The organism is Streptomyces sp. NRRL B-24484 (assembly GCF_000717715.1).
In the GTDB taxonomy this organism is placed as follows: Bacteria; Actinomycetota; Actinomycetes; order Streptomycetales; family Streptomycetaceae; genus Kitasatospora.
On record NZ_JOAI01000008.1, the window covers coordinates 152435 to 177353 of the forward strand.

Sequence of the window (24919 nt, forward strand, 5' to 3'; positions counted from 1 at the left end):
ATACCCGCCACGGTACGCCCGCTGACCGACATCCAGGGAGGCGCCGCGCTACGGCCGGGCGGCCGGCAGGCGGCGCCACCGCGGCTGCTCGGTGACCAGGCAGGCGACGGCGAGCAGGGTGACCGGGACGGCCGCCCGGACGGGCCAGGCCGCCCAGGCTCCGGCGACCGCGGCGACGAGCTGGAGCAGCACCAGGCCGACGGTGACGTACCCGGGGACGGGGACGATCACCTGCTTCTTGTCGCCGGGGGTGGCGAGGACGGTCGGCAGGCCGATCAGCAGCAGGAGCGCGGCGGCGGCGAGCCAGGGCGAGACGCCGGCGAGGGCCCAGGGGGCGGCGACCCAGGCGACGAGCTCGGTGAGGAAGCGCAGCGCGTCGGGCAGCCGGACGGGGTCGGCGGGAGTGCCGGGGGTGCCGGGGGTACCAGGGGTGCCGGGGTCGGCGGGAGTGCCGGGACCGGCGGGGTCGGCAGGGGTGTCGGGGGCGGCGCTCCTGGGGTCGGCCATGCGGCCAACTCTGGCACGGCCGCGGGGAGTCGCGCACCGGGGAATGTTGCAGAGAACCATTTGCAGAGAGTTCTCTGCACTGTACGGTGGAGCCATGACCGCACCCGAGAACCAGCGCCGGATCGACGCCCGGAGCCTGCGCGCCCTCGCCCACCCGCTGAGGGTCCGCATCCTCGACGCCCTCGCCGCCGAGGGCCCCGCCACCTCCGCCCGGCTCTCCGAGCGCCTCGGCGAGAGCACCGGCACCATCAGCTGGCACCTGCGCCTGCTCGCCGAGCACGGCTTCATCGAGGAGGACACCGGGCGCGGCACCCGCCGGGAGCGCTGGTGGCGCCGGGTCCGCAGCAGGAACGTGCTCAGCACCACCGACTTCGCCGACGACCCCGAGTCCCGCGACGCCGCCGCGGTCTACCTCCAGGAGATGCTGCGCGGGCAGTTCCGGCGGGTGGCCGACTCGCTGGCCGCCGAGTGGACGGGCGAGTGGCGCGACTCCGGCTCCGTCAGCGACTGGAACAACCTCGTTCTGACCCCCGACCAGCTGCGCGCCCTGAGCGAAGAGTTGTCGCAGGTGGTGGCCCGCCACACCCCCGACCCCGACGCCGAGCCCGATCCGTCGGCGCGGCCCGTCGTCGTGCAGATCCAGGCCGTCCCGCGGGCCGAGGGCGGTGCCGCATGAGCGCCGACGAGCGCCGCGGCGGACTGCTCCGCCGCCACCGCGACTTCCGTCTGCTGTGGGGCGGCGAGACCGCCAACCGCTTCGGCTCCGCCGTCACCGGCCTCGCGATGCCGCTGATCGCCGTCACCGCCCTGCACGCCACGACCTTCCAGGTCGCCCTGCTCGGCGCCGCCGGCTGGCTGCCCTGGCTGGTCCTCGGACTCCCGGTCGGCGTCTGGGTGGACCGGATGCGGCGGCGACCCGTGATGCTGGCCTCCTCCGCCGTCTCGCTGCTCCTGCTGCTCACCGTGCCCGCGGCCGCCGCGGCCGGCGCGCTCACGCTCGCCCAGTTACTCGCCGTCGCGGTCGGCACCGGCACCGCCGGGGTCTTCTTCCAGACCGCGTACACCGCCTACCTGCCCGGCCTGCTCGACCCGGCGGACCAGGCCGAGGGCAACGCCAAACTGCACGGCAGCGCCTCCGCCGCCGGCATCGCCGGACTCGGCTCCGGCGGCCTGATCTCCCAACTCGCCGGACCGGTCGGCGGCCTGGTCGCCAACGCCGCCACCTTCGTGTTCTCGCTGTGGTGCACCGCCCGGATCCGGCACCGGGAGGTCCTGCCGCCGGCCCGCGAGCGCTCGCTGCGCCGCGAGGTCCGGGACGGACTCGGCCTGGTCTTCGGCGACGTCTGGTTCCGGACGCTGACGCTGTGGGGCGCCGCCGGCAACCTCGCCCTCACCGGCTTCCAGTCGATCCTGGTGGTCTTCCTCGTCCGCGAGGTGCACCTGCCGTCCGGGGCGGTCGGCAGCCTGGTCGCGGTCGGTTCGGTGGGCGGGATCGCCGGCGCGGCCGTCGCCCGGCGGGTGGCCGCCGCGATCGGCACCGCCCGGGCCATGCTGGTGTTCGAGATCGGCCTGCCGCTGCTCACCCTGCTGGTGCCGCTCACCACGCCCGGCGCGGGGCTGGCGTACTACCTGGTCGGCGCGTTCGCGGTGTCCGCCGGGGTGGTGGCCGGAAATGTCGTCAAGTCGACGTTCCAGCAGCAGTACTGTCCGCCGGAGCTGCTCGGGCGGCTCAGTGCGAGCAGCGCGGTGCTCAACTACGGCGCGATCCCGGTCGGTGCGGTGCTCGCCGGACTGCTCGGCACCGAGCTCGGCCTGCGGCCGGCGATGTGGATCATGACGGCGGGAGTGCCGCTGGCCGGTCTGATCCTCTGGTGGTCGCCGGTGCGGCGCTGCCGGGACCTGCCGGCGCGGGTACGGGGCACGGTGGTCGCGGGGAGCCCGGGGCAGGAGCGGTGCGCGGCCCGCTGACGCGGGACGAGGCCGCAGCATCGGGCCGGATGGTCGCGGGTGGTGGGGGTCGGAGATGACGGCGCGTCTCGCGGGGGCCGGTCGCGCAGGTCCCCGCGCCGCCGGTGGGCGGGCCCTTGCGGGCGGGTGCCCGTTCAGGCGGCGATGGGGAGCAGGGTCGGGACGCCGGCGCGGTAGCGGTCCAGGACGAGGCGGACGACCGCGTCGTGGGCGCCCAGCGGGGCGGCGGCGAGGCGGGCGCCGGCCGCGGCGGCGAGGCGGGCGAAGTCGCCGGGGGCGGTGAAGTAGCCCGCGACGGCGGGGCGGCGGCCCTCGGCGGTGAGCCGGGCCACGGTCTCGGCGACGCTGGGCCCGCCCGCGGCGACGAAGCCGGGGTGGACGGGGACGCCGAGGCGCAGGGCGAGCAGTCGGGCCTGCTCGGCGGTGTCGAGGGCGGCGGCCGGGTCGCGGGAGCCGGAGGCGGCGAGCACCACGGCGTCCCGCCCGTCGGCGCCGCGGCGCCAGCCGGCCTCGGCGAGCCGGGCGGCGAGGGCCTCGGCGAGCAGCGGGTGCGGGCCGAGCGGGGCGGCGACCACGCCGGTGACCTGCGGGGCGGCGGCGAGCGCGGCGGGGATGTCGACCCGGGCGTGGTAGCCGCGGCTGAGCAGCAGCGGGACGAGCACGGCCGGGCCGCTCAGGCCGTCGAGGACGTCGGGGAGCAGCGGTGCGTTGAGGCCGAGGTGGCCGAGCCGGACGTCGAGTTCGGGTCTGGCGGCGCGCAGCCGGTCGACCAGGCGGGCGATCTCCGCCCCGGCGGCCGGGTCGCGGGAGCCGTGCGCGACCAGGACGAGGGCCGGGCGGCGGGCGGCGTGCAGGACCCGCACCGGCCGCGGCGGGACGGCGGTCGTGGCAGCCGGGGCGGCACCGGTGGCAGGGATGGTGGGGGCGGCGACGAGCGTGGGGATCGGCGTCATGCCGTCCAGCGTCACCCACGGCTGTTTCCCCGCCGTTGCCCGGTGGTCACGAGTGGTTTCCCTGGCCTCACAGCCGCCGCAGGCCCTGGTGAGGGCGGTGTGCGGGGGCCGTAACCTGCGGGCCGCGGCGGCGAAACAGCGGCGTAGCACCGTGGGGGCATGAACGATGCCGCGACCGACACCCACTGCCCGTACTGCGCGCTGCAGTGCGGGATGGGGCTGCGCCGCACGGACGGGCCCGTCCCGGTCGCCGTGGTGGAGCGGCCCGGCTTCCCGGTGAACCGGGGGGCGCTCTGCGGCAAGGGCACGAACGCCGCCGCGGTGCTCGCCCCCGGTGCCCGGCTGACCACCCCGCTGGTGCGCACCGGCGGGGAGCTGCGGCCCGCGTCCTGGGACGAGGCACTGGACCGGATCGCCGGCGCGGTGACGGCCACCGCGGCCGCGCACGGGCGGGACGCCGTCGGCGTGTTCGGCGGCGGCGGGCTGACCAACGAGAAGGCGTACCTGCTGGGCAAGTTCGCGCGGGTGGTGCTCGGCACCTCGGCGATCGACTACAACGGCCGGTTCTGCATGTCCTCCGCGGCGGCCGGCGGCATCCGGGCGTTCGGGCTGGACCGCGGGCTGCCGTTCCCGGTCGAGGACATCCCGCGGGCCGGCTGCGTGATCCTGGTCGGCGGCAACCCGGCGGAGACCATGCCGCCGTTCGTCCGCTACCTGCGCGAGCTGCAGGAGAACGGCGGCACGCTGGTCGTCGTCGACCCGCGGCGCACCCGGACGGCCGAACTCGCCGACCTGCACCTCGCGCCGCGGCCGGGCACCGACCTGGCGCTGGCGCTCGGCATGCTGCACCTGGTGGTCGCCGAGGGCCGCACCGACGAGGAGTTCATCGCGGGGCGGACCAGCGGCTGGGCGGAGACCCGTGCGGCCGCCATGGCGCACTGGCCGGAGCACGTCGAGTCGGTGACGGGGGTGCCGCTGCCGCACCTGCGCGAGGCGGTGCGGCTGTTCTGCGAGGCGGGGACGGGCATGGTGCTGACCGCCCGCGGCCCCGAGCAGCAGGCCAAGGGCACCGACACGGTGAGCGCCTGGATCAACCTGTGCCTGGCCACCGGCAACGCCGGCCGGCTCCACGCCGGGTACGGCTGCCTCACCGGGCAGGGCAACGGCCAGGGCGGCCGCGAGCACGGCCAGAAGGCCGACCAGCTGCCCGGCTACCGCAAGCTGGACGACCCGGCGGCGCGGGCCCACGTGGCCGCGGTGTGGGGCGTCGACCCGGACTCGCTGCCGCAGCCCGGGCGCAGCGCCTACGAGCTGCTGGACTCGCTCGGCACGGACGTGCGGACGCTGCTGCTGGCGGGCTCCAACCCGGTGGTGTCGGCGCCGCGTTCGGCGCACGTCACGGAGCGGCTGCGGTCGCTGGACTTCCTGGCCGTCAGCGACGTGGTGCTCTCCGAGACGGCGGCGCTGGCGGACGTGGTCCTGCCGGTCACCCAGTGGGCGGAGGAGACCGGCACCATGACCAACCTGGAGGGCCGGGTGATCCTGCGCCGCAAGGCGGCCGAGGCCCCGGCGGGGGTGCGCAGCGACCTGGAGGTGCTGCACGGGCTGGCCGGGCGGCTCGGCCACGGCGAGGGCTTCCCGACCGAGCCGGAGAAGGCCTTCGACGAGCTGCGCCGGGCGTCGGCCGGCGGCGCCGCGGACTACGCGGGGATCAGCTACGAGCGGATCGAGGCCGAGGAGGGGGTGTTCTGGCCGTGCCCGTCGGCGGACCACCCGGGCACCCCGCGGCTGTTCCTCGACCGGTTCGCGACACCGGACGGGCGGGCCAGGTTCACCGCGGTGCACCACCGTCCGGCCGGTGAGGAGCCGGACGAGGAGTACCCGGTGCGACTGACCACCGGCCGGGTGCTGGCGCAGTACCAGTCCGGTGCGCAGACCCGCCGGGTGGCCGAGCTGAACGCGGCCGCGCCCGGTGCGTTCGTCGAACTGCACCCGAGACTCGCCGAGCGGCTCGGGGTGCGCGACGGCGAGCAGGTGGCCGTGGTGAGCCGGCGCGGACGGACCGTCACCCCCGCGCGGCTCACCACGGCGATCCGGCCGGACACGGTGTTCATGCCGTTCCACTGGCCGGGCGCGGCCAACGCCAACCTGCACACCAACCCGGCGCTCGACCCGGTGTCCCGGATGCCGGAGTTCAAGGCCTGCGCGGTGCGGCTGGAGCGGTGCGAGGGCGGCGGCTGACCGGAGGGCCGCCCTGCGGCTGACCGGTTCCGGCCAGCCGCAGGGCGGCACCGGGCTGCCAGGATGGTGCCACCCCCGCACCGAACTCCTCCCCCAGGAACCGTCCATGGCGCTGCCCCAGGGTCCGCTCAGCCACCGTTACCGGGGCGAGCACCCCGTCCGCACCCTCCTCTACCTCTTCCGGCCCGACCGGGGGCGCGTCGCCCTCGCCGTCGCCGTGTTCTTCTGCAAGCACGCGCCGGTCTGGCTGCTGCCGCTGATCACCGCGAACATCGTGGACGTGGTCGTCCGGCACCGGCCGGTCTCCGTGCTGTGGTGGAACTCGGCGGTGCTGCTGGTGATCCTGCTGCTCAACCTGCCGCTGCACCTGCTGTACGTGCACTGGATGCACGGTTCGATCCGCAGGATGGGCACCCGGCTGCGTTCGGCGCTCTGCCACCGGATGCAGCAGCTGTCCATCGGCTACCACTCGCGGGTCAGCGCCGGTGTGCTGCAGGCCAAGGTGATCCGTGACGTCGAGGGCATCGAGAACGCCTCCCAGCAGACCGCCGACAACGGGCTCGCCGCGATCGCCACCCTCAGCGGCGGCCTGGTCGTCATCGGCCTGCAGACGCCGGCCTTCCTGCCGGTCTTCCTGGTGATCGTGCCGGCCGCGGCGGTACTGGTCGTCCGGCTCCGGGAACGGCTGCGCAGCCAGAACGAGTCCTTCCGGCTGGAGGTCGAGCGGCTGTCCTCGCGGGTCGGCGAGATGACCACGCTGATCCCGATCACCCGGGCGCACGGCCTGGAGCGGACCGCGCTGCGCCGGGTGGACCGCACCCTCGGCCGGGTGCTGGACGCGGGCCTGCGCCTCGACCTGCTCAACGGCCGCTTCGGCTCGCTCGCCTGGATCCTGCTCAACGCGATCGGGGTGGGCTGCCTGGCCGGCTCCGCGCTGGTCGCCTACTACGGCTGGCTGGACGTCACCCCGGGCGCGGTGGTGATGCTCAGCGCGTACTTCTCCGGCCTGACCGGCTCGGTCACCACCCTGCTGACGCTGACCCCGCAGCTCGGCAAGGGGCTGGAGTCCGTCCGCTCGGTCGGCGAGGTGCTGCAGGCCCCCGACCTGGAGGAGAACTCCGGCAAGGCGGAGGTCGCGCAGGTCTCCGGCCGGATCGAGTTCCGCGGCGTCGGGCACACCTACCCGGGCGGCGAGGAGCCCTCGGTGAGCGGCTTCGACCTGACCGTGCGGCCGGGCGAGACGATCGCGCTGGTCGGCGGCTCCGGCGCGGGCAAGTCGACGGTGCTCAACCTGCTGATCGGCTTCCTGCGGCCGACCGGGGGCAGCATCCTGCTGGACGGCACCGACATGGAGCAGCTGGACCTGCGCAGCTACCGCAAGTTCCTGTCGGTGGTGCCGCAGGAGTCGATCCTGTTCGAGGGCAGCATCCGGGAGAACGTCACCTACGGCCTGAAGGACGTGCCCGAGGAGACCGTGCGGGCCGCGCTGCGGGACGCCAACGCACTGGAGTTCATCGACCGGCTGCCGCAGGGCCTGGACACCGTCGTCGGCGAGCGCGGCGCCCGGCTGTCCGGCGGCCAGAAGCAGCGCCTGGCGATCGCCCGGGCGCTGATCCGCGACCCGCGGGTGCTGATCCTCGACGAGGCGACCTCCGCCCTGGACTCCCGCTCCGAGGCGCTGGTGCAGCAGGCGCTCGCCCGGCTGGTCGAGGGCCGCACGGTGTTCGTGGTCGCCCACCGGCTCTCCACGATCAGGAACGCCGACCGGATCGTGGTGATGGACCGCGGCCGGATCGCCGAGGTCGGCCCGCACGCCGAACTCCTGCGCAGCGGTGGGGCGTACGCCGGACTGCAGGCCGCCCAGCTCGCCTGACCCGGGGCTCACAGCGGGCTCCGCGCGCCGCTGAGGTCGACTTTCCGCTCGCGAAACAGAGCGGCCCCGGCCGGGAAACCTCCGGCGACCATGCTCAAGGGCATGACAGCGACGGACAGCACAGCGGAGCCGCGGATCGTGGTGATCGGCGGCGGCATGGCCGGCCACCGGCTCGCCCAGCAGCTCACCGCCCATGGCGCACGCCGGGTGACGCTGCTCGCCGAGGAGGAGCAGGCTCCCTACAACCGGGTCCTGCTCGCCGAGGTGCTGGCCGGCCGGTACGCCCCGGACATCGCGGCCCTGGCGGCACTCCCCCCGCAGGTGGAGTGCCACCGGGCCCGGGCCGTCCGGATCGACCGCGAGCACCGCCTGGTGCAGTGCGACGACGGCGCCGCCGTCGGGTACGACCACCTGGTCCTCGCCACCGGCTCCAACCCCGTCCTGCCGCCGCTGCGCGGCCTGTTCGACGACGCCCTGACCGGCAGTGAGCGGCACGAGCTTCCGGCGGGCGTCTTCGCCTTCCGGACGATGGCCGACTGCGAGCTGATCGACCGTCACCTGCCGGGTGTCCGGCAGGCCGTGGTCGTCGGCGGCGGACTCCTCGGGGTGAGCGCCGCCCGGGCGCTCGCCGCCCGCGGCGTCCAGGTGGTGCTGGCCCACCAGGGCGAACACCTGATGGAGCGCCACCTCGACGAGGAGTCCGCCGGCCTGCTCCGAGCCCACCTCGCCGAACTCGGCGTCGAGGTGCACACCGAGTGCCGGGTGCGCTCCGCGCTCACCGAGGACCGCCGGATCACCGGCGTCGAACTCGCCGACGGCTTCCGGCTGGACGCCGAACTCCTCGTCATCGCCACCGGGGTGCGGCCGCGCACCGGCCTCGCCGCCGCGGCCGGGCTGGAGGTGCGCCGCGGCATCGTCGTCGACGACCGGCTGCGCACCTCCGACCCGGCGGTGCACGCCGTCGGCGACTGCGCCGAGCACCGCGGCACCGTCTACGGCCTGGCCGGCCCCGCCCTCGCGCAGGCCGACCACCTGGCCCGGCTGCTGTGCGGCCAGGACGCCCCGTACCGGGGCAGCCGGCTGCTCACCCGGCTCACCCTGGCCGGCCCGGACTCGGCGCCGCTGGACCTCGCCGCCTTCGGCGAGACCTCGCCGTCCGGCCCCGGCGACCGGGTCGTCCGGCTCGCCGACGCCAGCCGAGGCACCTACCGCAAGGTCATCGTCCGCCGCGACGACCTGGGCGGCGACCGCCTGGTCGGCGGCGTCCTGCTCGGCGACCTCGGCACCGTCGGCGACCTCGCCGGCACCTGGGAGGGCGACGAAGCCCTGTCCGCACACCCGCTGCACCTGCTCACCACCCAGAGCACGACCCCCGGAGGGCCCTCCCGATGACCACCAGCCCGATGACCACCAGCAAGCCGACCGTCGTCCTGGTCGGGTACGGCATGGTCGGCCACCGCTTCCTGGAAGCCCTCGCCGACACCGGTGCCGCCGACCGCTACCGGGTCGTCGTCCTCGCCGAGGAGCCCCGGCACGCCTACGACCGCGTCGCCCTCACCTCGTACTTCTCCGGCAAGTCCGCCGACGACCTGCTGCTCGCCGAGGAGGGCTTCGCCGACAAGCACGGCTTCGAGGTGCACCTCTCCTCCCCCGTCGCCTCGATCGACCGGACGGCGAAGACCGTCACCACCGCGGCCGGGAACACGATCGGCTACGACACCCTGGTGCTGGCCACCGGCTCCTACCCGTTCGTCCCGCCGGTCGACGGCAAGGACGCCGAGGGCTGCTTCGTCTACCGGACCATCGAGGACCTGGAGGCCATCGAGGCGTACGCGGCGACCGCCAACGTCGGCGCGGTGGTCGGCGGCGGCCTGCTCGGCCTGGAGGCGGCCGGCGCGCTCAGGGGCCTCGGCCTGGAGACCCACGTGGTCGAGTTCGCGCCGCGGCTGATGCCCGTCCAGGTGGACGAGGGCGGCGGCGAGGCGCTGCGCCGCACCATCGAGGAGATGGGCGTCGTCGTGCACACCGGGGTCGGCACCAAGACCGTGGTGGTCGAGGACGGCAGGGCCCGCGGCATGACCTTCACCGACGGCTCCGACCTGGAGACCGACCTGGTGATCTTCTCGGCCGGCGTCCGCCCCCGCGACCAGCTGGCCCGCGACTGCGGCCTGGACGTCGGCGAGCGCGGCGGCATCGCCGTCGACGCGTACTGCCGGACCTCCGACGAGCACGTCTTCGCCATCGGCGAGTGCGCGCTCGCCGTCGACGGCCGGGTCTACGGCCTGGTCGCCCCCGGCTACGAGATGGCCCAGGCCGTCGCCCAGCAGCTCGCCGACGAGACGTGCAAGCCGTTCACCGGCGCCGACCTCTCCACCAAGCTCAAGCTCCTCGGTGTCGACGTCGCCAGCTTCGGCGACGCCTTCGGCACCACCGAGGGCTCGCTGGACGTCGTCTACTCCGACTCCCGCTCCGGCATCTACAAGAAGCTCGTCGTCACCGCCGACGGCGCGCTGCTCGGCGGCATCCTGGTCGGCGACGCCGAGGCGTACTCCTCCCTGCGACCGCTGGCCGGGACGGGCAACCCGCTGCCCGTGCCCGCCGAGTCCCTCGTCCTCCCGGCCGGCTCAGGCGCCCCCGTCTCGCTCGGCAGCTCCGCGCTGCCGGACGACGCGGTGGTCTGCAACTGCCACAACGTCACCAAGGGCCAGGTCCGTTCGGCCGTCACCGAGCACTCCTGCACCACCGTGCCCGAGGTCAAGAAGTGCACCAAGGCCGGCACCGGCTGCGGCTCCTGCATCAAGCTGCTCTCCACCATCGTCACCGACGAGCTGGAGGCCTCCGGCGTCGAGGTCGACAGGGGCCTGTGCCCCTGCTTCGCCCACACCCGCGCCGAGCTGTACGAGATCGTCCGGGTCAAGCGGATCGCCACCCACCGGCAGCTGCTCGCCGAGCACGGCCGCGCCCCCGAGGGCGCCGAGGGCTGCGAGGTCTGCAAGCCGACCGTCGGCTCGATCATCGCCTCGCTCGCCCCCGAGCTGGAGGCCTCCGGGCACATCCTGGACGGCGAGCAGGCCGCCCTGCAGGACACCAACGACCACTTCCTGGCCAACCTGCAGAAGAACGGCTCCTACTCGGTCGTGCCGCGGATCCCCGGCGGCGAGATCACCCCGGACAAGCTCATCGTGATCGGCGAGGTCGCCCGCGACTTCGGCCTCTACACCAAGATCACCGGCGGTCAGCGGATAGACCTGTTCGGCGCCAGCGTCGACCAGCTCCCGCAGATCTGGTCCCGCCTGGTCGCGGCCGGCTTCGAGTCCGGCCACGCCTACGGCAAGTCGCTGCGCACCGTGAAGTCCTGCGTCGGCTCGACCTGGTGCCGCTACGGCGTCCAGGACTCCGTCGCCATGGCGATCCAGCTGGAGCTGCGCTACCGCGGCCTGCGCAGCCCGCACAAGCTCAAGTCGGCCGTCTCCGGCTGCGCCCGCGAGTGCGCCGAGGCCCGCGGCAAGGACTTCGGCATCATCGCCACCTCCAACGGCTGGAACCTGTACGTCGGCGGCAACGGCGGCGCGACCCCCCGCCACGCGGACCTGCTCGCCCAGGACCTCGACGACGAGCAGCTGATCCGGCTGATCGACCGGTTCCTGATGTTCTACATCCGCACCGCCGACCGGCTGGAGCGCACCTCCACCTGGCTGGAGCGCATCGAGGGCGGTCTCGACCACGTCCGCGACGTGGTGGTGGACGACTCGCTCGGCATCTGCGCCGACCTGGAGGCCCTGATGGCCAACCACGTCGCCGACTACCAGGACGAGTGGGCCGCCACCCTGGCCGACCCGGACCGGATGCGCCGCTTCGTCTCCTTCGTCAACGCCCCGGGCGTGCCGGACCCGAGCATCCAATTCACCCCCGAGCGCGACCAGATCAAGCCCGACCTGGTGCTCCTCGCCACCGAGGAGGAACTGCTCGCCGCCCTCGACCCCGACAACGCGCTCCTGGAGACCCGATGACCACCGTCGCCACCACCACCCGCGTCGAGCTGCTGACCGACCGGTCCTGGACGACCGTCTGCGACTGGGAGCGGCTCGTCCCCGGCCGCGGCGTCGCCGTCCTGCTGCCGGACGGCACCCAGGCCGCCGTCTTCCGCGACCGCGCCGACCGCCTCTACGCGGTCGCCAACCGCGACCCGTTCACCGGGGCGTACGTACTCTCCCGCGGCCTGGTCGGCTCCACCGCCGACGGCCGGGTGTACGTCGCCTCGCCGCTCCTCAAGCAGCGCTTCGACCTGGCGACCGGCGAGTGCCTGGACGACGAGACGGTCCGCATCCCGGTGCACACCGCCCGGCTCGGCGAGGTCTGAACCCCGGCCGGCCCCGCCGGCCCTCCCGCCCGCCACCGCCCCTGATCGGCCCGGCCGTCCGCAGTCCCTGCCCTGACCCGCGGACGGCCGGTGCTCCTTCGGGGGCACCCCGCTGTTCGGGGCCGTTCCAGGCCCTTCCGGGCGTTCCGCCGTTCCGGGCCGTTCCGCAGCGGAGGGTGGGGCGGCCGGCTCAGCCGCGGACGGCCGCCAGGACGGCCCGGGCCATCCCCTGCTCGCCCCGGGCGTTGGGGTGCAGCGGTGCGGCGCCCCCGGCCGGCAGCGCGGGCTCGATCCAGCGCTCGGCCTCCCCCGCGCACATGTCGTGGCCCGCCGAGGCGGCCGCGGTGTCCACGAACACCGCCCCGGCCGCGGCGGCCCGCTCCCGCAGCATCCCGTTCAGCTGCTGCTGCTTCTCGGTGAGGAAGGTCAGGTCGGCGGCGGCGAAGCCGTCCCCGAGGGTCTCCCGGCAGGCCGCCGGGTCGGCCGGGAGCAGCGCCGGGTAGCCCACCACGTACACCCGTGCCGAGGGCGCCCGGCGGTGGACCTCCGCCAGGGCGGTGCCGACCTTCCGGCCCGCCGCGGCGACCTGCTGCTGCACCTCGTCCGGACCGCCGCCGGCCGCGGCGTAGACGGCCCGGCAGGCCGAGGCCGCGCCGCCGGTGGCGCCGCCCGCGGCCAGGGTGGAGCGCAGGCTCTCCCGCGCGCAGCGGGTGACGACGTCCATGAAGCCGGCGTCGTTGCCGCCGATCCCGACAGTCACCAGCCGGGTGGTGCCGGCGAGGGCGTCCAGCTGGGGCGGGTTGGTGCCGTCCGCGGTGCGCTGCGGGGCGGTCAGGTCGCCGGTGCGGGCGCCGCTGCAGCTGACGTCCCGGAAGCCGTCCCCCGTCAGGCCGAGCCCGGCGGCGACCAGCGCCGGGTAGTTCACCCCGGAACGGGCGCACCCCGCCGGGGTGCCGCTCTGCGGCGGCACCTTCGGGCCCGAGGTGTAGGAGTCGCCGAGGGCGACGTACGGTCCGGCCGGCGAAGGGGAGCCCTGCGGGGCCGACTGCCCCGGGGACGGCCGGAGCGCCTGGCCCGAGGGACCGGCGGGCGGTGCGGCCCGCGCGCCCCCGTCCGCGCCGCAGCCGACCGCGGCCAGCAGCACCGGCAGCAGGGCCGCCGCCAGGGCGGTTCCGCCGCCGTCACGCCGTCGTGCCATGAGTCCCCCCGGGTTTCGTTCCTGGTCGTCCCAACGTACGGGACGTGCGGGGAAGCTCCCGGACCGCGGGACGGCCGTGTCGCCCGGCCCCGGGCGCCGGGGTCAGGGGTCAGGGGTTAGGGGTTAGGGGGACGGTACGGTCCGCCGGTGCGTCACTCGGTGTCGCGCTCGTGCTCCGCGAGGAACTCCTCGAAGCGCCGGCCCAGCTCGTCCGCGGAGGGCAGGTCGGTGGCCTGGGCGAGCAGGCTCTCCCGGCCGTCCGCACCCGCCACGGCGTCGTACTGGCCCTCCATGCCCTGGATGGCGGAGCGGAGCTCGCCGTCGCCCTGCTCCAGCTGCTCCTCGATCTCGGCGTACACCTCGTCCACCCGCAGCCGCAGCTCGGTGCCGGGCAGCACCAGGCCGGTCGCGGACTGCACCGCTTCGAGGATCTGCACCGCGGCGGCCGGGTAGGCCGAACGGGCGATGTAGTGCGGGACGTGGACGGCGAACCCGAGCACGTCGTGCCCGGCCTCGGCGAGCCGGAACTCCAGCAGGGCCTGGGCGCTGCCCGGCACCTGCGCCTGGTCGAACCAGCGGGGGTAGCCGGGCGCCAGGTCCATCCGGGTGCCGTGCGGCGTCAGACCGACCGGACGGGTGTGCGGGACGCCCATCGGGATGCCGTGGAAGTCCACCGCGAGGCGGACGTCGAACTGCTCGATCAGGCCGCGCACCGCGACGGCGAACAGCTCCCACTCGGTGTCCGGCTCGGGGCCGGAGAGCACCAGGAAGGGCGCGCCGACCGAGTCGTGCACCAGCTGGAGGAGGATCTCCGGCGGGTCGTAGTCCGTCCAGCACTCGCGGTCGAAGACCATCGCGGGACGCCGGGCGCGGTAGTCCACCAGGCGGTCGTGGTCGAACCGGGCGACGGTCTGCGGCGCACCGTGCTCCAGCAGGTGCGAGACGACCTGGCTACCGGCCTCACCGGCGTCCATGAACCCCTCGAAGTGGTACAGCAGCACCAGCCCGCCGCCGGCCTCGGCCGCGGCCTCCTGCGCCGCGGCGACCGCCTCGACACCTGCAGGCTCCAGCGCGTACAGCTCCTTGGGATCACGCACGGCGCACCCAACCCCGTTCCGTCTCGTCACGTCGTTCGTTCGGGGCCGCCCGTTCGTCGGCACCGCCCCGGCAGGCGTCGCACGGACGCCCGTCGATCACTCCAGCGTGCCCGGGGCCGCGGGAATTCCCGCTGCCGCCGCGTGTCTCCACCCCGCTTGCAGAATATTCTCACTTCGGGCCGAAACGGCTGGTGGAAGGCGTCCGGACGGCTGTTCCGGGGCCGTCGGACGCCCGTCACGGCGTACCTCCGACACGCGCACGCCCCCGATCTCGCGCCGCGAAGTGACGCACCGCCTTCTTGCGGGTATCGTCCTCTCGCTGCCTCGCACCGTCGCGTCGTCGCCGCGCCGTCCGTGACGTCGTCGGCCACGCCCCGAACAGGTGTGTTGCCAGCCACCTTCTGCGCACCTTGCCTTCACTTGGCCGCCTGCTTCCCTTCGTGCTCTCGTCTCTCTCTCGGCCATCTCGCGGACGCACACTGTCCCCTCGCCCATCCCGCCGGTCCGGGTCGTCGATCCGTTCCCGTTCCGGCACCGCGCTGCCCGTTCCCGGGCCGTCGCTCCCCGCCGCCCGACCGGTCCTTCCGGCGTGCGCCGACGGTGCGGCGGAGGCCCCGGAGCGGGGCGAAGACCAGACCCTCGACGCCGTGACCCCGGACCGAGGGACCCTCCGACCGCCGAAGGACCGAAGGATTCCGTGCCCGTTCCCGTCACCCTCATCGGCCGCACCGTGCGGCTGGAGCCTCTCGCAGAGCACCACGCGGAGGCACTGGCCGAGGCAGGTGCAGCGGACCGTACGACCTACGCCTTCACCCCCGTCCCGCACGGCCTCGAAGCGGCCAGGGAGTACATCGGGCGTGCCCTCGCCGACCAGGCCGCGGGCCGGTCGCTGCCGTTCGCGACCGTGAGCAGCGCCGACAACCGGGTGGTCGGCTCCACCCGGTTCCTGGAGCTCGACTACTGGCAGGGCCCGCTGGTGTGGCCCCCGGTGCCGGGCGTGCCGTTCGGCGATCCGCGCGAGGCGGTGCCGGACGCCGCCGAGATCGGCAACACCTGGCTGGCCCCGTGGGCCCAGGGCACCGGCATCAACACCGAGGCGAAGCTGCTGATGCTGCGCCACGCCTTCGAGGTGTGGCGGGTGCAGCGGATCTCGCTCCGCGCCGACGCCCGCAACCTGCGCTCCCGCGCCGCCATCGAGCGGCTCGGCGCCACCTGCGAAGGGGTCCGGCGGGCCCACTCGCGCGGCCTGGACGGGGTGGTCCGCTCGACCGCCTTCTACTCGATCCTGGACGAGGAGTGGCCGGCCGTCCGCGACATCGTCGAGCTGCGGATCGCCGCCGCCACCTCGCCGAGCGCCCCGGACCCGGCCATCAACCAGGAGTGCCTTAGACACGGCGGTCCGCTGATCCCGGCCTGACGGCCGCAGCCGCCACCGCGGACCGGGCCCGGGCGCCGTGTGCGCCCGGGCCCGGTCGGCTGTTCGCGGCTGATCCGGCTACGGGGCGTCCGGTCCGGGGGCGTACGGCGGGCGGTCGGTGCGGCGGCGGGCGAGCTCGCGGACGTCCTCCGGCAGCTCGCCGACGTCCAGCAGCAGCGGCAGCAGCGAGGCGTCCCCGGTGAGCGCACGGAAGCAGCCCGCGATCGTGACGCCGTGCCCGGGCCGGTGCTCCACGGTCACCGGGTCGCCCGCGCCGATCGGGCCCGGTTCGACCACCCGCAGGTAGGCGCCGGGCTGCGCCGCCTCGGTGAACCGGCGCAGCCACCGGCGTTCGTCCAGCCAGTACGCGAAGGTCGAACAGGGGATCCGCGGCACGGCGACCTCCAGCAGCACCTCGCGACCGACCCGCCAACGTTCGCCGATCAGCGCGCCGTCGACGTCGAGCCCGGCGGTGGTGAGGTTCTCGCCGAAGCTGCCGTTCGGCAGTTCCCGGCCGAGCTCGGCGGCCCACCGGTCGAGGGTCTCCCGGGCGTAGGCGTAGACCGCCTGGTCGTCGCCGCCGTGGTTGCGGGTGTCGAAGATCCGGTCGCCGACCAGGCCGCTGTGCAGCCCGGTGTGCTTGGGGCCCGGCGCGCGCACCTCCACCGGGTGGTCGACCGGGCGCTTGTCGATCCCGGTGCCCCCGGTCCCCGGCTTCGCCGGGTTGGGACGCGGACGGGCCAGATTGACGGAGAGCAGTGTCGGCATGCCGCGCAGCGTAGGCGCGGCGGCCCGGCGCCGCAGCCGAATATCGCCCCCGCGCCGGCTGACGCAGCGCCATCAGCCCTTCTCCCGTGCGGTCCTCACGGACCGTCGGACCGGGCCCGGTGCGGAAGTCCCCCGGCCGGACGGCTTACCCTCGTGGGTCGGGTGGAACGGACGAGGGGGACCGGATGGGCTACCACCGCAACAACTGGCGCCAGGTGGCGGGGGCCGCCGCGCCCTTCGTCCCGGGCGGCCGGGCGATCCTGGGCACGGTCGACGCCGCCAACCGGCTGATCGACAAGGCCGACCGGCGCACCATCCCGTATGTGCGCGGTGGTCACCCGCTGGTGGAGCTGCCCTGGCAGCCGCCAGGCCCGCCGCCGGACCCGCACCGCGCCGACGCCGTCGGCCGACAGGCCTGGGACCTGCTCTTCACCGGCGAGCAGCACTACGGCGCCCGCGCCCTGCTCGACCACGTCGGCAACCTGCTGATGCCGCTGCCGCCCGCCGAACTCGACCTGGTCGTGCGCCGCTTCGGCCAGCAGGGCCTGGACCGCTGGGACGCACTCACCCACGTCAAGGACGCCGACGGCCGGTCCGCGTACGACTGGCGCCGCCAGCAGGAGCTGTTCGGCTGGCTGCTGCGCTCGGTCAGCCCGTACGGCGCCATGCTGATCGGCACCGCGATGCCGTGCAGCCAGCCCGAGTACGAGCCCGGCTGCGACTGCGGGGACCACGGCTGGGTGCTGCCGCAGGGCCCGTTCGCGCAGGTGGACGGCGCCTACTACACCGAGCGCTGGCAGCGGGTCTCCGGCTCGACCGAGGCGATGAGCTGGCAGGACATGGACCAGGGCAGGTTCGGCACCTGCTGGCTGCTGACCAGCGTGCAGGCGGTGATCCAGGCCAACCCGCACCACGCCCCGCGCCACCTGCGCCAGGAGGCCAACGGCACCGTCACCTGCACCCTCTACGACCAGGGCCGGCCGATCGACATCACCGTGGTGCCCGACCTGCCGTACGGGCACGGCGTGCTGTGGGGCGCCAAGGGCCACAGCGACGACTCCCGGTACGCCGAGACCTGGCCCGGGTACTACGAGAAGGCCGCCGCCCGCTTCTACGGCGGCTACCCGGCCGTCGCCGACGGCGGACACCCCGCCGACGCCCTGAGCCTGCTGACCGGCCGCCCCTCGCAGGAGGGCGCGATCGACCTCGCCAACCCCTGGCTCTGCCACGAACTCGCCGACCGGCGGTCCCGCGGCCAGGCCCTCACCGCCAGCACCCACGGCCGCGGGGACGACCGCGAGCGGCTGCACGGCGGGCGGCTCGCCGCGAGCCACGCCTACTTCATCAAGGACGTGGACGTGGCCGGCGGCCGGATCTGCCTCGGCAACCCCTGGGGGGACGGCGCCGACCGCAGGATGTGGGAGTGCTGGCTGACGCTCCAGGAGATCCCCTCCTGCCTGCGGCGGATGAACGCCGTCGACACCTGGTAGCAGGCCTCGGCGGTTCGGTCCGGGCTTCACCGCACGGGGCGGGCCCGTCCCGGGCGGGTCCTCGGTCAGAGGAGCGCGAGGGCTGCCAGCAGGTCGTCCGGGGCGTGCGGTGAACGGCCCGGGTGGGCCTCGACCCGTGCCGAGACCGGTCGCCAGCCCGTCCGCGGCAGGGCCCCCACCCGGACGTCGAGCACCCCGTGGCCGGAGCGGCCGTCCCTCAGGTGGAGCACGCCCTCGGCGGTGTGCATCAGCAGCGCTCCCGTCCGGTCGCGGCGGGAGGTCCTGATGCGCTGCCAGTCCTGGTCCGTCCAGCGCAGCGCCGGGAGCTCGACCGGCCGCGGCAGCACGATCCGGGTACCGCTCCCCGCGCCGTCCGGGACGCTGTCCGCCGCCGGGGTCGCCCAACCCGGCAGGGACTCGCGGGCGGCCAGCCAGGCGGCCGGAATGCCCGCCACACCGGTCCGGGCGGCGACCACTCCGCCGACGACGGCGGCCGTGGTGTCGACGTCCCCGCCGGCGGCGACGGTGTCCCAGATCGCGGCCGGGAAGTCGTCCAGGTGCCGGGCGGCCGCCCAGAGCGCGAACGGCACGGTGTCCGCCGCGCTGACCCGGCTGCCGTTGCCCAGCACCTTGGCCGCGGTGTGCGGGTCCGCGACCCCGGCCAGCCCGATCGCCTCCCCCAGCCCGTCGCGGACCGCGCCGCGCGGGGTGAGCCGGCGGACCTCGGCCAGGAAGTCCTCCGCCGCCGGCCGCTCGTCCCGCAGCCGGGCCCCGGCCGCGAGGGCGGCGGCCACCGCGACGGCGATCGCACCGTCCACGGCCTGGGGATGGGTGTGCGTGATCACCGCGGTGTCCGCGGCCGGACGGACCGCGGCGGACGGATCGTCGGCGTGTGCCGCGCCGAGCGGCGCGACCCGCATGGCAGCGCCGTTCCCGTACGAGCCCTGGCCGTCGAAGAGCTCGGCGGCCAGCAGGCGGGCGTCACCGCCCTCGCGGATCAGCCGGAGCATCCGGTTCGCGGCCGGCCCGTAGCCGCGGTCGAAGTCGTGCCGGCGGGCGAAGGCGTGGGTGAGGTCGAAGGTGTCGATCCGGCCGCGCTCGGTGAGGGCGGCGTGCACCGAGCAGGCCATCTCGGTGTCGTCCGTCCACGGCCACCTGCCCGGCGGGGCCTGCCGCCGGTCCAGGTGCGGCCGGTTGGCGGGGACGAAGAACTGGGCGCCCAGCGCATCACCGACGGAGAGGCCCTGCAGCGCGTCGAGCGCCGCGTCGAGCCGGGGACCGGGGACCGGCCGGTCGGCCTGCGGGCCGGTACGGTCGGTGCGCTCGGTGCGCTCGGTGCGGCCAGGGTGCCCGGTGGGGTCGGCGCGGTGGGTCGGCTCGGTGGGCTCGGTGGCCGGGGTGCGACGGGTGGACGGTGTGCGGTCGTCGGACTCGCTCGGACGGGTGGATTCGGTCATCACGGCCATGGTGACAGCCGGGTCGGACGGTCGACCAGGGTGTTTCCGGTCGGCGCCGGGTCCTCCGCCGCTGTCGCGGGTGGCCTCCCGGCCGCCTCAGCAGCGGGGGTCGATCTCGCGGAAGCTCGCGTAGTGGTCGGACGTCCAGTACTGCTCGCCGGCCGTCCCGGTGACGATGCGCCGGGTGCCGCGGTCGCCGGAGTCCGGGGTCACCACCGTGTACTCGTGGTAGTAGCCGGTGGTGTGCCGGGGCAGCAGTCCCTCCCGGTTCTCGAACACGACCCCGTCCGAGCGGTACGGGTAGGGGCCGCCCTCGGCGATCAGGACGAGGGTGTCGTCGGCCTGCGCCGGCAGCCGGGTGCGGCAGACGTCGGCGATGGCCGGGTCGCTGGGCAGCCAGACCGGAGCGGTGCCGCCCTTGGTCGGGGTGGCCGCGGTGGCGGTCGGACGGCCGGCGGTGGCGGTCCGGCCGGGAGACGTACGGGGGGTGGGACCGGACACCGGGGCGGTCGGTGCCGGGCCGGTGGCGGTGCCGCCTGGCGTGGAGCCGGTGGCGGGATTCCTCGTCGAACCGGTGCGGTCGCCCAGGGCGTAGGCGGCCGCCGCGACGATCGCGAACACCAGCAGGACGGCGACGACGATCACGTGGTTTCGGCTGGTCATGGCCGACAGCTTGCCCGCTCGGCCGAGCGCGCCGGGCCGAGCTTCGCGCCGCTCTCACCCGTTCGGCCGCAGACGGAGTATCGGCCGCCACGGCGACCCGGAGAGCGGGCGGCTCGCCGTCTGCGGAAGGCTCGCCGTCTGCGGGAGACGAGGGCTGCGCGGAAAAGGCCGCCGGGGCGGGAACGGACCCCATTGTCCGTTCCCGCCCCGGCTGCTACGTCCGACGGCTCTCCTGCGCCGAGCTCCGTCGAACGCCCCTCCCCTGCGGAGGGGGTGTGCGGTCAGCGATGGGACCGCGCTGCTTCGTGTCAGCGCGAATCGCTGCCCGCCGTCTCGATGGCGGCGCGGCCTGCCTCCAGGCGCGCCACCGGGATCCGGAAGGGCGAGCAGGACACGTAGTCCAGCCCCACCTCGTGGAAGAAGTGGACCGAGTCCGGGTCGCCGCCGTGCTCGCCGCAGACGCCGAGCTTGAGGTCGGGCCGGGTGGCCCGGCCGGCCTCGGCGGCGTGCTTGACCAGCGAGCCCACGCCGTCCCGGTCGATGGTCTCGAACGGGCTGACGCCGAAGATGCCCTTCTCCAGGTAGGCGGTGAAGAAGCTGGCCTCGACGTCGTCGCGGGAGAAGCCCCACACCGTCTGGGTCAGGTCGTTGGTGCCGAAGGAGAAGAACTCCGCAGCCTCGGCGATCTGACCGGCGGTCACCGCGGCGCGCGGCAGCTCGATCATGGTACCGAGCTTGATGTCCAGCCGGACGCCGGTGGACTGCGCGACCTCGGCGAGCACCCGCTCGCACTCGTCGCGCACCAGTTCCAGCTCCTGGACGGTGCCGACCAGCGGGATCATCACCTCGGGGCGCGGGTCGCCGCCGGCCAGCTTGCGCTCGGCCGCGGCCTCGGCGATCGCCCGGACCTGCATGCCGAACAGGCCGGGGATGACCAGGCCGAGGCGGACGCCGCGCAGGCCGAGCATCGGGTTCTGCTCGTGCAGCTTGTGCACCGCCTGCAGCAGGCGCAGGTCGTTCTCGTTCGGGTCCTTGCGGGCCTCGGCGAGGGCGACGCGTACCGACAGCTCGGTGATGTCGGGCAGGAACTCGTGCAGCGGCGGGTCCAGCAGGCGGACGGTGACGGGGAGGCCGTCCATCGACTGGAAGAGCTCCAGGAAGTCGCCCTTCTGCAGCGGCAGCAGGGAGGACAGGGCGAGCTCGCGGTCCTTGTCGTTGTCCGCGAGGATCAGGTGCTCGACCTCCTTGCGGCGCTCCTCACCGAGGAACATGTGCTCGGTGCGGCAGAGACCGATGCCCTGGGCACCGTACCGGCGGGCGCGGTTCGCGTCCTCGGCGTTGTCGGCGTTGGCGCGGACGGCGAGGCGGCGGCGGACGTCGGCGTGCGCCATCAGCCGGTGCACGGCCTGGACGAGCCCGCCCTGGACGTCGGCGCCCGCGTGCAGGGTGCCCTCGAAGTACTCGACGACCGGGGACGGCAGCACCGGGACCTCGCCCAGGTACACCTTGCCGTTGGCACCGTCGATGGAGACGATGTCGCCCTCGTGGACGACGTGGCCGCCGGAGGTGGTGAACTTGCGGTTCTTGGTGTCCACCTCCAGCTCCTCGGCGCCGCAGACACAGGTCTTGCCCATGCCGCGGGCGACGACGGCCGCGTGCGAGGTCTTGCCGCCGCGCGAGGTCAGGATGCCCTCGGCCGCGATCATGCCTTCGAGGTCGTCCGGGTTGGTCTCGCGGCGGACGAGGATGACCTTCTCGCCGGAGCGGGACCACTTGACGGCGGTGTAGGAGTCGAAGACGACCCGGCCGACGGCGGCGCCCGGCGAGGCCGCGATGCCGTAGGCGACCGGCTTGGTCTCGGAGGTCGGCGCGAAGCGCGGAAACATCAGCTGGGCCAGCTGGCCGCCGGTGACCCGGTGCAGCGCCTCGTCCAGGTCGATCAGGCCCTGGTCGACGAGCTGGACGGCGATGCGGAAGGCGGCGGCCGCGGTGCGCTTGCCGACGCGGGTCTGCAGCATCCAGAGCTTGCCGCGCTCGATGGTGAACTCGATGTCGCAGAGGTCGCGGTAGTGCGTCTCCAGCGTGTGCATGATGGCCATCAGCTCGTCGTACGACTTCTTGTCGAGCTGTTCGAGGTCGGCCAGCTGCAGGGTGTTGCGGATACCCGCGACGACGTCCTCGCCCTGGGCGTTCTGCAGGTAGTCGCCGTAGACGCCCTGGGTACCCGTGGAGGGGTCACGGGTGAAGGCGACGCCGGTGCCGGAGTCCTCGCCGAGGTTGCCGAAGACCATGGTGCAGACGTTGACCGCGGTGCCGAGGTCGTTCGGGATGCGCTCCTGGCGGCGGTACAGCCGGGCGCGGTCGCCGTTCCAGGAGTGGAAGACGGCGTAGATGGCGAGGTCGAGCTGCTCGCGCGGCTCCTGCGGGAACTCCCGGCCGGTCTCGCGCCGGACGATGCCCTTGAAGGTCTCGACCAAGCCCTTGAGGTCCTCGGCGGTCAGGTCGAGGTCGTTGGCGGTGCCCTTGGCGTGCTTGGCCTCCTCCAGCGCCTCCTCGAACAGCTCGCCGTCCACGCCCAGCACGGTCTTGCCGAACATCTGGACCAGGCGGCGGTAGGAGTCCCAGGCGAAACGCTCGTTGCCGGACTGGGCGGCGAGGCCGGTCACCGAGGCGTCGGACAGGCCGATGTTCAGAACGGTGTCCATCATGCCGGGCATGGAGAACTTGGCACCCGAACGGACCGACACCAGCAGCGGGTTGTCGTGCTGCCCGAGCGTCTTGCCCATCTCGGCCTCAAGGGCGGTCAGGTGCTTGCTGATCTCCTCGTGCAGCGAGGCGGGCTCACTGCCGGTCTCCAGGAAGACCTTGCAGGCCTCGGTCGTGATGGTGAACCCCGGAGGGACGGGGAGACCCAGGTTGGTCATCTCGGCCAGGTTCGCACCCTTGCCGCCAAGAAGATCCTTGAGGTCCTTGTTTCCTTCGGTGAAGGAGTAAACAAACTTCTGCTTCGCCGCCACGGGTCGGTCTCCTCGCACACGGTTGCCCTGACGCCGGAGAACATACCCATTTCAAAGGCGCTTTCGTGCCGCCAATAGGCCGTACGTGCTTGAGAACCACTCAGGACCCAACAGATCGAATGCCCCGGTAGGCATTCACCTGTGTTGCCGAAATCGTCCGGTTGACGCTAGCTATCGTTCAAGTAGTGAAGACAGCGAAACCTGAAGATCACACGAACCGGACAGAGAGTGATGGCCGATCGTCGACTCTGTTGCCCCGGCTTGATTTCCTGCAGCCAGTCATGCCGATCGGACCGACAACCCCTTCGGGAAGCGATTCACGTTGTCGAGGCCTTCCGGCAACCTGACCGGCCGTCAACCACTCAGACTATGTGGCAAGCGTCACGAGCGCATCTCAGCCTTCGAGCGCCCATGATCGCGCGCGATGCGATTCTGCGTAGTGGATTCGATAGCCGAATGTCACTGAAATCTGCCAGAAAGGAGCCCTCTTGGCCATATCGGACAAGAGGGCTGGTCCGCAGCGGCAGATGGCCGATCAGGACCGACTTCGACGAGAAGTACAGATCATCCGCCAGATGTGTCCGATTCGGCGTCAACGGACGGTACGGCGCAGTCGTACGGGTCGTCCAACCAGCCGTCCGGCAGAACCACCCGGTTGTTTCCGCTGGTCCGACCACGCGGGCCGTCCGCGCCGATCGGCCACGTCTGTGCCTGGTCGATCTGCTGCAGCAACTCGGCCATCTCGGCGAGGGAGGAGGAGTTCGCCAGTCGAACCCGGAGTTCGGACCCGACCGAGAAACCCTTCGTGTACCAGGCCACGTGCTTGCGGAAATCGATCACGCCGCGGGCCTCGTCGCCGAGCCACTCGCCGAGCAACTGGGCGTGGCGCACCATCGCCCGGGCGACCTCGCCGAAGGTGGGGCGGGCGTAGTCGACGTCGCCGTCGAAGACCGACACCAGGTCCTTGAACAGCCAGGGCCGGCCGAGGCAGCCCCGGCCGACCACGACGCCGTCGCACCCCGTCTCGCGCATCATCCGCAGCGCGTCGTCGGCGGACCAGATGTCGCCGTTGCCCAGCACCGGGATGTGCGCCGGGACGGACTCACGGAGCCGGGCGATCGCCGACCAGTCGGCGGTGCCGCCGTAGTGCTGGGCCGCCGTACGGCCGTGCAGGGCGATGGCCGATACGCCCTCCTCGGCACCGATCCGGCCCGCGTCCAGGAAGGTGAGGTGGTCGTCGTCGATGCCCTTGCGCATCTTCATCGTCACCGGCAGGTCGCCCGCGTTGGCGACGGCCTCGCGGAGGATGTCCCGCAGCAGGTTGCGCTTGTAGGGCAGCGCCGAGCCGCCTCCCTTGCGGGTGACCTTCGGGACGGGGCACCCGAAGTTCAGGTCGATGTGGTCGGCTAGCCCCTCGTCGGCGATCATGCGGGCGGCCTTGCCGACCGTGACCGGGTCGATGCCGTACAGCTGGATCGACCGGGGCTTCTCGCTCGGGTCGAACCTGATCAACTGCATGGTCTTGGCGTTGCGCTCGACCAGGGCCCGCGTGGTGATCATCTCGGAGACGTACAGCCCCTTGCCGCCGCTCTGCTCCCGGCACAGCGTCCGGAAGGGAGCGTTGGTGATCCCTGCCATGGGGGCCAGCACGACCGGCGGCCACACCTGCATCGGGCCGATGTTCAGCGGCGCGAACTCGGCGCCCGCGGCGGACGCGGACTGGGTGGGCTCACCGGTGGCTTCGGCGGCCCCTGCGGTGTCGGGTGTGCTGGACGTGGTGGTCATGCGCGGCAGAGTCCTCGGCTGATGGGATTCGGGACTCTTCATTGTCCCCCACCCGAGTGGCGGCCCGACCGGGCTCGGGTTGGGGGTGGGCGGGGTGGCGGGCGCGGGGCCGTTCAATCCGGCCG

17 protein-coding genes and 1 pseudogene are annotated in these 24919 nt (G+C 73.9%); 9 read left to right on the top strand and 9 right to left on the bottom strand.

The window, feature by feature from the left end; all coding sequences use genetic code 11:
- Positions 1-48: 48 nt before the first annotated feature.
- Positions 49-507 carry a hypothetical protein gene (locus IE98_RS0110150; RefSeq protein ID WP_324605757.1) on the bottom strand — a complete coding sequence of 153 codons (459 nt, stop codon included), beginning with the start codon at positions 505-507 and terminating at the stop codon, positions 49-51.
- Positions 508-601: 94 nt separating this feature from the next.
- Between IE98_RS0110150 and IE98_RS0110155 the strand changes: the two genes are divergently transcribed.
- Both IE98_RS0110155 and IE98_RS0110160 read left to right on the top strand, forming a co-directional pair.
- Complete coding sequence (locus IE98_RS0110155; RefSeq protein WP_030267612.1) at positions 602-1183, top strand: ArsR/SmtB family transcription factor; 582 nt, start codon at positions 602-604, stop codon at positions 1181-1183.
- Positions 1180-2475 carry an MFS transporter gene (locus tag IE98_RS0110160; RefSeq protein WP_052390357.1) on the top strand — a complete coding sequence of 432 codons (1296 nt, stop codon included), beginning with the start codon at positions 1180-1182 and terminating at the stop codon, positions 2473-2475. The genes IE98_RS0110155 and IE98_RS0110160 overlap by 4 nt, the downstream gene beginning before the upstream one ends.
- Before the next feature lie 134 nt (positions 2476-2609).
- Here IE98_RS0110160 and IE98_RS0110165 read toward each other — a convergent pair whose 3' ends face one another.
- Positions 2610-3428: a sirohydrochlorin chelatase gene (locus IE98_RS0110165; protein ID WP_078660902.1), complete on the bottom strand. Its 819-nt coding sequence runs from the start codon at positions 3426-3428 to the stop codon at positions 2610-2612.
- A gap of 159 nt (positions 3429-3587) precedes the next feature.
- Between IE98_RS0110165 and IE98_RS0110170 the strand changes: the two genes are divergently transcribed.
- The 5 genes from IE98_RS0110170 to nirD all read left to right on the top strand — a co-directional run bounded on the left by IE98_RS0110170 (position 3588) and on the right by nirD (position 11902).
- Positions 3588-5669, top strand: a complete 2082-nt coding sequence (locus IE98_RS0110170; protein ID WP_030267620.1) for a molybdopterin oxidoreductase family protein — start codon at positions 3588-3590, stop codon at positions 5667-5669.
- A gap of 106 nt (positions 5670-5775) precedes the next feature.
- Complete coding sequence (locus tag IE98_RS0110175; RefSeq protein WP_030267622.1) at positions 5776-7542, top strand: ABC transporter ATP-binding protein; 1767 nt, start codon at positions 5776-5778, stop codon at positions 7540-7542.
- A gap of 102 nt (positions 7543-7644) precedes the next feature.
- On the top strand, positions 7645-8934 hold the full coding sequence (locus tag IE98_RS0110180; protein ID WP_199922891.1) for an NAD(P)/FAD-dependent oxidoreductase: 1290 nt from the start codon (positions 7645-7647) through the stop codon (positions 8932-8934).
- A complete protein-coding gene (nirB, locus tag IE98_RS0110185) occupies positions 8931-11552 on the top strand; it encodes a nitrite reductase large subunit NirB (protein WP_043173820.1) in 2622 nt (873 codons plus the stop codon). The genes IE98_RS0110180 and nirB overlap by 4 nt, the downstream gene beginning before the upstream one ends.
- Positions 11549-11902: a nitrite reductase small subunit NirD gene (gene nirD, locus IE98_RS0110190; RefSeq protein WP_030267627.1), complete on the top strand. Its 354-nt coding sequence runs from the start codon at positions 11549-11551 to the stop codon at positions 11900-11902. Before nirB ends, nirD begins: the two co-directional genes overlap by 4 nt.
- Positions 11903-12092: 190 nt before the next feature.
- Here nirD and IE98_RS0110195 read toward each other — a convergent pair whose 3' ends face one another.
- Complete coding sequence (locus IE98_RS0110195) at positions 12093-13100, bottom strand: SGNH/GDSL hydrolase family protein (protein ID WP_052390358.1); 1008 nt, start codon at positions 13098-13100, stop codon at positions 12093-12095.
- Between the two features lie 152 nt (positions 13101-13252).
- The gene (locus IE98_RS0110200) at positions 13253-14197 is read right to left on the bottom strand and encodes a PAC2 family protein (protein WP_030267630.1); all 945 of its coding nucleotides are present in this window, start codon (positions 14195-14197) and stop codon (positions 13253-13255) included.
- A 697-nt stretch (positions 14198-14894) separates the two neighbouring features.
- Here IE98_RS0110200 and IE98_RS0110205 point away from each other — a divergent pair.
- Positions 14895-15614 carry a GNAT family N-acetyltransferase gene (locus tag IE98_RS0110205; protein WP_030267632.1) on the top strand — a complete coding sequence of 240 codons (720 nt, stop codon included), beginning with the start codon at positions 14895-14897 and terminating at the stop codon, positions 15612-15614.
- 78 nt (positions 15615-15692) lie between these two features.
- Here the strand turns inward: IE98_RS0110205 and IE98_RS0110210 are convergent, their stop codons facing one another.
- Positions 15693-16382: an MOSC domain-containing protein gene (locus tag IE98_RS0110210; protein WP_030267634.1), complete on the bottom strand. Its 690-nt coding sequence runs from the start codon at positions 16380-16382 to the stop codon at positions 15693-15695.
- Between the two features lie 185 nt (positions 16383-16567).
- Here IE98_RS0110210 and IE98_RS0110215 point away from each other — a divergent pair, with 185 nt between their 5' ends.
- The gene (locus IE98_RS0110215) at positions 16568-17872 is read left to right on the top strand and encodes a C2 family cysteine protease (RefSeq protein WP_030267635.1); all 1305 of its coding nucleotides are present in this window, start codon (positions 16568-16570) and stop codon (positions 17870-17872) included.
- A gap of 386 nt (positions 17873-18258) precedes the next feature.
- On the opposite strand, the pseudogene IE98_RS50715 reads toward IE98_RS0110215, so the two are convergent.
- The 4 genes and pseudogenes from IE98_RS50715 to dusB form a co-directional block, all read right to left on the bottom strand.
- Positions 18259-19122 (bottom strand): annotated as a pseudogene (locus IE98_RS50715) (ADP-ribosylglycohydrolase family protein); the annotation flags it as partial.
- A 303-nt stretch (positions 19123-19425) separates the two neighbouring features.
- Positions 19426-19992 (bottom strand): ribonuclease domain-containing protein, encoded by a 567-nt coding sequence (locus IE98_RS0110225; protein ID WP_078660895.1) that lies wholly within the window; start codon positions 19990-19992, stop codon positions 19426-19428.
- Between the two features lie 308 nt (positions 19993-20300).
- Complete coding sequence (gene ppdK / locus IE98_RS0110230) at positions 20301-23009, bottom strand: pyruvate, phosphate dikinase (protein WP_043173822.1); 2709 nt, start codon at positions 23007-23009, stop codon at positions 20301-20303.
- 564 nt (positions 23010-23573) lie between these two features.
- Entirely contained in the window at positions 23574-24680 is a 1107-nt protein-coding gene (gene dusB / locus IE98_RS0110235) for a tRNA dihydrouridine synthase DusB (protein ID WP_043173880.1), read from the bottom strand.
- Between the last annotated feature and the right edge of the window lie 239 nt (positions 24681-24919).

What these genes read in the sequence shown, in the direction of transcription:
- IE98_RS0110215 (WP_030267635.1), top strand. Translation starts at nt 16,568, where the DNA reads ATGGGCTACCACCGCAACAACTGGCGCCAGGTGGCGGGGGCCGCCGCG.
- nirD (WP_030267627.1), top strand. Translation starts at nt 11,549, where the DNA reads ATGACCACCGTCGCCACCACCACCCGCGTCGAGCTGCTGACCGACCGG.
- IE98_RS0110160 (WP_052390357.1), top strand. Translation starts at nt 1,180, where the DNA reads ATGAGCGCCGACGAGCGCCGCGGCGGACTGCTCCGCCGCCACCGCGAC.
- nirB (WP_043173820.1), top strand. Translation starts at nt 8,931, where the DNA reads ATGACCACCAGCCCGATGACCACCAGCAAGCCGACCGTCGTCCTGGTC.
- IE98_RS0110150 (WP_324605757.1), bottom strand. Translation starts at nt 507, where the DNA reads ATGGCCGACCCCAGGAGCGCCGCCCCCGACACCCCTGCCGACCCCGCC.
- IE98_RS0110175 (WP_030267622.1), top strand. Translation starts at nt 5,776, where the DNA reads ATGGCGCTGCCCCAGGGTCCGCTCAGCCACCGTTACCGGGGCGAGCAC.
- IE98_RS0110170 (WP_030267620.1), top strand. Translation starts at nt 3,588, where the DNA reads ATGAACGATGCCGCGACCGACACCCACTGCCCGTACTGCGCGCTGCAG.
- IE98_RS0110180 (WP_199922891.1), top strand. Translation starts at nt 7,645, where the DNA reads ATGACAGCGACGGACAGCACAGCGGAGCCGCGGATCGTGGTGATCGGC.
- IE98_RS0110195 (WP_052390358.1), bottom strand. Translation starts at nt 13,100, where the DNA reads ATGGCACGACGGCGTGACGGCGGCGGAACCGCCCTGGCGGCGGCCCTG.
- dusB (WP_043173880.1), bottom strand. Translation starts at nt 24,680, where the DNA reads ATGCAGGTGTGGCCGCCGGTCGTGCTGGCCCCCATGGCAGGGATCACC.
- IE98_RS0110155 (WP_030267612.1), top strand. Translation starts at nt 602, where the DNA reads ATGACCGCACCCGAGAACCAGCGCCGGATCGACGCCCGGAGCCTGCGC.
- IE98_RS0110225 (WP_078660895.1), bottom strand. Translation starts at nt 19,992, where the DNA reads ATGACCAGCCGAAACCACGTGATCGTCGTCGCCGTCCTGCTGGTGTTC.
- IE98_RS0110165 (WP_078660902.1), bottom strand. Translation starts at nt 3,428, where the DNA reads ATGACGCCGATCCCCACGCTCGTCGCCGCCCCCACCATCCCTGCCACC.
- IE98_RS0110210 (WP_030267634.1), bottom strand. Translation starts at nt 16,382, where the DNA reads ATGCCGACACTGCTCTCCGTCAATCTGGCCCGTCCGCGTCCCAACCCG.